General features: G+C 65.1%; 9 protein-coding genes. 1 reads left to right on the top strand and 8 read right to left on the bottom strand.

Annotation, left to right across the window (positions count from 1 at the left end; genetic code table 11):
- Positions 1 to 90: 90 nt before the first annotated feature.
- Complete coding sequence (locus A3764_RS02515; protein WP_067928678.1) at positions 91 to 393, top strand: hypothetical protein; 303 nt, start codon at positions 91 to 93, stop codon at positions 391 to 393.
- A gap of 32 nt (positions 394 to 425) precedes the next feature.
- Here A3764_RS02515 and A3764_RS02510 read toward each other — a convergent pair whose 3' ends face one another.
- The 8 genes from A3764_RS02510 to A3764_RS02475 form a co-directional block, all read right to left on the bottom strand.
- Entirely contained in the window at positions 426 to 1,199 is a 774-nt protein-coding gene (locus A3764_RS02510) for an enoyl-CoA hydratase-related protein (RefSeq protein ID WP_067928681.1), read from the bottom strand.
- A gap of 78 nt (positions 1,200 to 1,277) precedes the next feature.
- Positions 1,278 to 1,730, bottom strand: coding sequence for a cytochrome c-type biogenesis protein (locus A3764_RS02505; protein ID WP_067928683.1), 453 nt, complete (start codon positions 1,728 to 1,730; stop codon positions 1,278 to 1,280).
- Positions 1,727 to 3,718, bottom strand: a complete 1,992-nt coding sequence (locus A3764_RS02500) for a heme lyase CcmF/NrfE family subunit (protein WP_067928686.1) — start codon at positions 3,716 to 3,718, stop codon at positions 1,727 to 1,729. Before A3764_RS02500 ends, A3764_RS02505 begins: the two co-directional genes overlap by 4 nt.
- Before the next feature lie 75 nt (positions 3,719 to 3,793).
- On the bottom strand, positions 3,794 to 4,366 hold the full coding sequence (locus A3764_RS02495; protein ID WP_067928688.1) for a holin family protein: 573 nt from the start codon (positions 4,364 to 4,366) through the stop codon (positions 3,794 to 3,796).
- Positions 4,357 to 4,971 (bottom strand): holin-associated N-acetylmuramidase, encoded by a 615-nt coding sequence (locus tag A3764_RS02490; RefSeq protein ID WP_067928690.1) that lies wholly within the window; start codon positions 4,969 to 4,971, stop codon positions 4,357 to 4,359. Before A3764_RS02490 ends, A3764_RS02495 begins: the two co-directional genes overlap by 10 nt.
- Positions 4,972 to 5,053: 82 nt before the next feature.
- A complete protein-coding gene (ccmE, locus tag A3764_RS02485) occupies positions 5,054 to 5,497 on the bottom strand; it encodes a cytochrome c maturation protein CcmE (protein ID WP_067928693.1) in 444 nt (147 codons plus the stop codon).
- 10 nt (positions 5,498 to 5,507) lie between these two features.
- Positions 5,508 to 6,536, bottom strand: coding sequence for an N-acetyl-gamma-glutamyl-phosphate reductase (gene argC / locus A3764_RS02480; protein WP_067928695.1), 1,029 nt, complete (start codon positions 6,534 to 6,536; stop codon positions 5,508 to 5,510).
- Positions 6,537 to 6,563: 27 nt separating this feature from the next.
- Positions 6,564 to 7,078: glutamate racemase (locus A3764_RS02475; protein WP_201722392.1), on the bottom strand; the 515-nt coding region annotated here is incomplete at its 5' end.

Here is a 7,078-nt window from a genome sequence, read left to right as displayed (position 1 = left end):
CGGCTCGAACAACCCAAGGCGGAGCACCGGGGCGGGCCATCGGCCCCACCCGGCCACTCGCCCTCCCGGCCCCCAGAAGGAGGTATCGCGATGACGACACGACGAAATACGCCTTCCGGATTACGCTGGGACGAAGCGACCGGATTGATGCAGCGCAGCCGCATGGCCGATCCCACGCCGCGCGGGGCGCTGGTGCCCGATACGCAGCATGACTGCGATCAGATCGCCGTCGTCTATGACAAGGGCCAGACCCCGCCCCGGATCACCGTTTCCGCGGTATCCGGCACCGTCCACACAGTCTTTGCGGATGGGGTGGCCGTAGCAGTCGTGGCGCGGGCCACGGGGCCAGCCCCCGCTGCCGAGGACGTGCTGCTGGTCGAACGCAGCGTCTGAGCGCGGCGCGTTGCTGGGAAATGCTGGCGCGTTCAGCGCCCTTCGAACTTGGCGGGGCGTTTTTCCATGAAGGCCAGCACACCTTCGGTGAAATCACGGGACTTGCCGCATTTACCCTGCTCCTGCCCTTCCAGCGTCAGTTGCTCCTCGAATGAATTGTCCCAGCTTTCGCGGATCGCCTTCTTGACCCCCGCGTAGGCCAAGGTGGGGCCTTGCGCCAGCTGCGCCGCCCGGGCGCGCCAGTGGGCGTCGAATTCATCCTCTGCAACCGCCTCCCAGATCATGCCCCAGTCATCGGCCTGCCGGGCGGTGATCTTGTCCGCGAAAAGTGCCGCCCCCATCGCCTTTGCCATGCCCATCTGGCGCGGCATCGTATAGGTGCCCCCCGCATCCGGGATCAGACCGATCCGGGTGAACGCCTGCAGGAAATAAGCTGCTTCGCTGGCGATCACCACATCGGCCCCGAGCGCGAGGTTCGCCCCAGCCCCAGCCGCCGGCCCGTTGACGGCTGAAATCGTCGGCACGGGGCAATTCACGATGGCGCGCAGCATCGGCGCATATTCGTCACGCAGCGTACGCTCCGGATCGCCCCCGCCGCCGGTCCGGTCCCCCAGGTCCTGGCCCGAGCAAAAGGCGCGCCCGGCCCCGGTGATGACGACGACTCGCCCTTCCTTGCCGCCCCGGGTGACGGCATGCGCGATCTCTGCCCGCATCTGGGTATTGAGCGCATTCATCTTTTCCGGCCGGTTCAGCGTGACGAGGGCAACGCCCTCTTCCAGCGAATAGGTCAGTGTCTGGTAGTCCATGGGAATCCTCCGTTCGCGCCAGGGCGCTTTCGGATCTACCCTAGCAAAGGCCCTGCGACGGGCCAGCGGAACGGGGCGTCATCTGTTGAGAATGTCGTCCAGCCGGGCGCGTTCGTCCGGCGTCAGCGCGTTTCCTTCCGGCCCGGTGCCGCGGGACCGTCTGCGCAGGTAGAGCAGCGCGCCGATGCCGGCCAGCAACAACATCAGCGGCCCCGCGCCCCAGAGCAGCAAGGTCGATCCGGTGCGGCGCGGGTTTAGCAGGACATATTCGCCGTAGCGGTCGACAATGAAATTCACCGCCTCTTCGTCACTGTCACCCGCCACCAGCCTTTCGCGTACGAGCAACCGCAGGTCTCGCGCAAGGCTGGCATTGCTTTCGTCGATGCTTTCGTTCCGGCAGACCAGACAGCGCAATCCTTGGGACAACGCGCGCGCGCGGGCTTCCAGCGCCGGATCGTCGAGGATCTCATCGGGCTGCACCGCCCATAGCGGGCTGGCGCAGAAAATCAGCAACATGAGCAGCCGCTTCATTCCGCAGGCACCTGTGCAGGCGTCTTGCCGTCAGTGCCCGCACGTTGCGCGCCCGCTGCCACGCGGAACCGCCGGTCGCTCAGGCTCAGCAGACCGCCGAGCGCCATCAGCCCCGATCCGATCCAGATCCAGATGGTCAGCGGTTTGATATAGGTCCGCAAGGTCCATCCCGCGTCGCCCTGCGCATCGCCGATGACGACATAGACATCGCGGCCGAAGGTCTGGTGGATGGCGGCTTCGGTCGTCGGCATCTGGGCCACCGGATAGAACCGTTTTTCCGGTGACAGCCGCGCCAGTTCCTGACCGTCCCGCGCCAATGTAACATCGGCGATGGTCGTCAGGTAGTTGGGCCCGCGCTCTTCACGCACATCGTTCAGCGTCAGCGTATAGCCCGCGACCTCGAAGGGTTGGTCCTGCACGGCGACCCGGATGTCGTCCTGCATCCAGGCGGTCAGCCCGGCGACGCCGATCATGACGATACCCAGCCCGGCATGGGCCGTGGCCTTGCCCCAGTCCGCGCGGGGCAGCCGCGACAGCCGACCGAGCCGGTCCGAAAGTCCGCCTTTGCGGCCTGTCCGGCGAAGCAGGTCCAGCACCGCGCCCATCACGACCCAGGCCCCGAGGCCCACGCCAAGCGGCCCCAGCAGGCTGCGCCCCGACTGCACCGCATAGAGCAGCCCGACAATCGCCAGCGCCAGAATCGCCGCCGGTACCAGCGGGCGCAGGCTGCGCCAGATGCGCGCCCGTTTCCACGGCATCGACGAGCCCACGGGCAGGATCAGCCCCAGCACCAGCATGAAGGGCGTGAAGGCCGCGTTGAAGAAGGGCGGCCCGACGCTGAGTTTGCGGTCAAAAAACATCTCCGCCACCAGCGGCCACATGGTGCCCACGAAGACCACGAAACAGGCGACACCCAACAGCAGGTTGTTGACGAGCAGGGCCGATTCCCGGCTGACGAGGGCAAAGACGCCCCGCGCCTCCATCGCCTGTGCGCGAAAGCTGAACAGGATCAGCGCGCCGCCCATGAAGAACCCGAGAATCGCCAGCACAAAGACGCCCCGTTCGGGGTCATTGGCGAAAGCATGGACGGAGGTCAGCAGACCCGACCGCACGATGAACGTGCCGATCAGCGAAAAGCCGAAGGCAAGGATGGCCAGCAGGATAGTCCAGCTTTTGAGGCTTTCGCGCTTTTCGACCACGATGGCCGAATGCAACAGCGCCGCCGCCAGCAGCCATGGCATGAAGGAGGCGTTTTCCACCGGGTCCCAGAACCAGAAACCGCCCCAGCCCAGTTCGTAGTAGGCCCACCATGACCCCAGCGCGATGCCGATGGTCAGGAATATCCATGCCGCCAGCGTCCATGGCCGGACCCAGCGGCCCCAAGCCGCGTCGATGCGCCCTTCGATCAGCGCTGCAACGGCAAAGCTGAACGACATGCTGAGCCCGACATAGCCGAGGTAGAGGAAGGGCGGATGGAAGGCGAGGCCCGGGTCCTGCAGCAGCGGGTTGAGGTCCTGACCGTCAAAGGGCGGGACCGCCATCCGCAGGAAGGGGTTGGAGGTGAAGAGGATGAAGGCGAAAAACGCCACCGCGATGGCCGATTGAATCGCCAGCACCCGCGCCCGTAAACGGGCCGGCAGATTGCCGCCGAACCATGCCGCAAGCGCGCCGAAGAAGGCAACGATGAGCACCCAGAGCAGCATCGACCCTTCGTGGTTTCCCCATGTGCCGCTGATCTTGTAGATGAGCGGCTTGGCCGAATGGCTGTTGAGCACCACGAGCCGAAGGCTGAAATCGGATGTGATGAAAGCCCACATCAACGCGCCGAACGACAGGGCCGTCAGGATGAACTGGGCCTTCGCCGCAGGTTCGGCAACGGCCATCCACCCTGCCCACCCCTTCTGCGCGCCGACAAGCGGCACGGTCGCCTGAACGACTGCCACGATGGTTGCAAGGATGAGGGCGAAATGTCCGAGTTCAGTAATCATGCCGGGCACATTACCCGGTCACGGCCTTTACGGCCATAGACTTCCAGTGCGGAAAGGTTCGACAGGGTGTCGCAGTCAGGAAGCGCGCCGCCATGCCTCCAGCGCCGGGTTGGCATCCGGCACAAGTGTTTCCAGCGTCAGGGCCGCGTCGTCTTCCGTTGCGGCGTCTTGGGGCGCCGGGGTGCGCAGGCCGCGCAACGCGCGGATATTGCCTGTCACCTGCGGGACGCGTGCCATGGTACCGGCGATGGACCGCTGGAAATCCTGCGCCTTGGCCTGATGCCGTGCACCGAAATAGAAAGAGACGATAACCCCCAGCAACCACCAGAGCGGTTCGGGCACCAGTGCAACCCCCTGCATCCGCTCCGCGAACCAGACGGGATCCACCATGGCCGTGACGAAAAGGCCCAGTGTTCCCAGTGCCAGCATCGGTCGCGGCAACCGGTTGAGCGCGTCCATCGCCCGGTCGAACCGACCTTTGGACGCGCCCACGAACTCCGCGCCATATTGCGCCACCACCTGCGCCTGCGTCTCGGCACTGCGCCGCGCGCCGTTTTCCGCGTTTTCGCGAAAGACTTCGACAGTGTCGCGCAGGGCGCGGCTTCCATCGCCGAAGACGAGCCCCAGCAGCCGTTCGATCAGGCCCATGGCGCGACCCTCCGGGCAAAGGCCGCCGGGCTGAGGTGGTAGCGGGCGCGGATGAAAGTTTCGGCCCGCCGTATCCAGCCGCCCTTCCCCCCTGAACGGCTGCGCGCGAATTTGCGGGACGCCGGGCGCCGGTCAGCCAATCTGAAATAATAGTTCCGCCGCGCGATCCCGTAGGCATCGACGAACTCCGCCGGGGCGCGCGCATGGGCTTGCGCCGCGGCCGCCACCGTCCGGGGGCCGACGATCCCATCCACGGAAAGGTCATCATGCCCCATCTGCCGCAGCAAGCGCTGAAGGATGCGCACTGCGTTCGCCCCCGCATTCACGTACATGTCAAAGATCGACGGCTGCAAATCCGTCGGCAGCCGGTCCAGCGCGGGTGCCTCGAAGTAATGACGCAGGAAGATATCCGCCGCCTGCGCAGGCCCCAGCGCGCGCACATCGGCCAGATCGACCGCGCCGTCCCCCGTAAGATCGAGCCCCAGCCGGCGCAATGTCTTCAACGTGACGCCATGCTTTGTGGCACCCCCCGGGTCATCGGGGTCGTTCACGAACCCGCCCTCCCGCGTCACGATGTCTTTCGCGATCTGCTCTACACTCGCCATGTCCGCCCCTCCCGGTTTGTCCGATCAGGGTGGACAGGAAGGGGTTAACAGTCTGCAGAGGGAGCGTTCGGCCCTGCCCGGATCAGCTTTCGGGTGCTTGGTAGACGCCCTGTTCCTTCAGTGCGTCCACAACTTCCTTGGGCATGTAGGTCTCATCATGTTTGGCAAGGATTTCAGTGGCTTCAAAGACGCCATTGACGTAACGACCGGTGCCCACCATGCCCTGGTTCTCTTCAAAGAGGTCGGGCAGCACCCCGGTAAACGTCACCGGCACCACCGCGCCGCCATCTGTCACGGCAAAGCGGATCGTCTCGCCCTCCCCCCGGATGAGCGAGCCTTCCTCGACCAGTCCACCGATGCGGAAAACCTCCGCCGGGCCCGGCGGCTCCGCGATCACCTGACTGGGCGCGCGGAAATAGTTGATCCCGTCCCGCAGAGCATAGCCGATCAATGCCGTCGACAGAACCAGCGCCCCGGTGGCCAGGGCGATGATCTGGATACGTCTTTGCTTCTTCAGGCTCTTCATGCGCTCACGATCACGGGAATAGCGGGGCCATCATCAGCCCCTCGGCTTCAGGCAGATCTAGCATCAGATTGGCATTCTGCAAAGCCTGCCCGCTCGATCCCTTGGTCAGATTGTCGAGAGCGGCGACCACGATGGCCCGGCCCTCGATCCGGTCCCCCACCACCCCGAGGTGGCAGAAGTTCGACCCGCGGATGTGCCGCGTGCTCGGCGTTTCGCCAAAGGCCAGCACCTGCAGGAACGGCTCCTCCGCGTAGCGTTCGGCTAGCGTGCTGTGAATAGCCTGCGGATCCCCGTGCACATAGGTCGTCGCAAGGATGCCGCGGTTCGCGGGAATGAGATGCGGCGTGAACTGCACCTTCACATCACGCCCGGCAATACGGGAAAACTCCTGATCGAATTCGCCCAAGTGCCGGTGGGTGCCCCCGGCGGAATAGGCGTGATACCCTTCGCTCAGCTCCGCATGGAGCAGATTTTCCTTCAGGCTCCGGCCCGCGCCCGAAACGGCGCATTTCATGTCCAGCACGATATTGTCGAAATCGATCACCCCGGCTTCGATCAGCGGGCGCAGCGCGAACTGGCCGGTGGCCGCGTTGCAGCCCGTGCCCGCCACCAGCCGCGCGCCCGCGATCTCTTCACGGTAGAATTCGGTCAGCCCGTAGACAGCCTCGCCCTGCTGCTCCAGCGCCGCATGGGGGTTGCCGTACCACTTCGAATAGGCTTCCGGATCCCGCAGGCGGAAATCGGCGGAAAGATCCACGATCTTGAGGGTTTTCGGCAGTTTCGCGATGACTTCCTGCGAAGTCTTGTGTGGCAGCGCGCAAAAGCACAGGTCGATCCCGTCGAAGTCGATCTCCTCCATCGTGACCAGCGCGGGCAGATCGAGGTGGCGCAGATGGGGAAACACCTCCGACATCTGCTGCCCGGCCTTGGAATTGCCGCCCAGCGCCTTGATCTGCATGGAGGAATGGCCAGCGATGAGCCGGATCAGTTCAGCGCCGGTATAACCCGACGCACCGAGTATCGCGATATTCTGTGTCATGTTTCGTCCCGTGATGGAAAAACCGTGTCAGGCGGCGGTGAAGGTGATGGGTCGTCGCAAAAACTGCGTGGCCCGGGCAGAGACGCGCCCGGGCTCCCCGGTGGTGAGAAAGGCCGCTTCGCCGCTGCCGTGCATATCCGCATGGCGCTCCAGATAGTCGGCAAGGGCCTCTGCTACCAGTGCCGGCTGGCTGAAAACTTCGACCTGCGGTCCCAGCGCTTCCTGAAAGGCTTCCTTCATCAGGGGGTAGTGCGTGCAACCCAGAATGGCCGCCTGCGGTTCGGGCATCTTGCGCCTCAATGCGTCGACATGGCTGCGCACCAATGCCTCGGCGAGGATGAAATCACCGTCTTCGATGGCGTCCACGACGCCGCCGCAGGCCTGTGCTTCCACGTCCACCCCGATGGCGCGGAACGCAAGTTCGCGCTGAAACGCGCGGGAGGCAACGGTGGCGGGGGTGGCGAAGAGCGCCACATGCTTCAATGCGACCTCGCGCGGCGTTGCGGCGGAGGCGGTGTTGCAGGCCAGCACGACCAGATCGC

It is taken from the genome of Sulfitobacter sp. HI0129 (genome assembly GCF_001635395.1).
Taxonomy (GTDB): Bacteria; Pseudomonadota; Alphaproteobacteria; order Rhodobacterales; family Rhodobacteraceae; genus Sulfitobacter.
The sequence above is the reverse complement of the archived record's forward strand: the minus strand, read 5'-3'. Positions and strand labels throughout refer to the sequence as shown.

Bases quoted from the DNA above. Each gene is read 5' to 3' on its own strand.
- A3764_RS02515 (WP_067928678.1), top strand. From the start codon at position 91: ATGACGACACGACGAAATACGCCTTCCGGATTACGCTGGGACGAAGCG.
- A3764_RS02510 (WP_067928681.1), bottom strand. From the start codon at position 1,199: ATGGACTACCAGACACTGACCTATTCGCTGGAAGAGGGCGTTGCCCTC.
- A3764_RS02505 (WP_067928683.1), bottom strand. From the start codon at position 1,730: ATGAAGCGGCTGCTCATGTTGCTGATTTTCTGCGCCAGCCCGCTATGG.
- A3764_RS02500 (WP_067928686.1), bottom strand. From the start codon at position 3,718: ATGATTACTGAACTCGGACATTTCGCCCTCATCCTTGCAACCATCGTG.
- A3764_RS02495 (WP_067928688.1), bottom strand. From the start codon at position 4,366: ATGGGCCTGATCGAACGGCTGCTGGGGCTCGTCTTCGGCGATGGAAGC.
- A3764_RS02490 (WP_067928690.1), bottom strand. From the start codon at position 4,971: ATGGCGAGTGTAGAGCAGATCGCGAAAGACATCGTGACGCGGGAGGGC.
- ccmE (WP_067928693.1), bottom strand. From the start codon at position 5,497: ATGAAGAGCCTGAAGAAGCAAAGACGTATCCAGATCATCGCCCTGGCC.
- argC (WP_067928695.1), bottom strand. From the start codon at position 6,536: ATGACACAGAATATCGCGATACTCGGTGCGTCGGGTTATACCGGCGCT.